This is a genomic window from Bartonella sp. MR168JLCBS (assembly GCF_042194175.1).
Map to the genome: position 1 here is coordinate 365 of NZ_JBHIMP010000141.1, position 391 is coordinate 755.

1 protein-coding gene is annotated in these 391 nt (G+C 34.0%); it reads right to left on the reverse strand.

The window, feature by feature from the left end; all coding sequences use genetic code 11:
• Positions 1–391 (reverse strand): sensor histidine kinase (locus tag ACFIK8_RS09855; protein WP_375669320.1); only part of this gene is annotated, 391 nt, incomplete at both ends.

A 391-nucleotide genomic window follows, 5' to 3' on the forward strand; every position in this document is an offset into this window, starting at 1 on the left:
TTTTGTTTGATTGGTATTGTAATCGTTACAGTTGTACCTTTCATTTCTTTAGAGATAATTTCAAGTTTTCCTTTGTGTAGTTCTAGCAAGGAGCGCGAGATTGCTAATCCAAGACCTGAGCCAGTGTAGGTTTTCGTGAGTTGGTTTTCAACTTGTTCAAAAGGTTGACCAAGTTTTTTGATTGCTGATTGAGGAATGCCAACCCCTGTATCTTTAATTTTAAAAACAAGATTATTTTTTTTCTTTAAAGCGCAAACATCAATGTTTCCACCAGAAGGTGTGAATTTAACAGCATTTGAGATGAGATTAAGGAAAATCTGTTTTATAGCACGGCCATCAACTTCTGCATGAAGTTTTGTAGCAATATTCGTCGTAACAAAAATATTTTTTT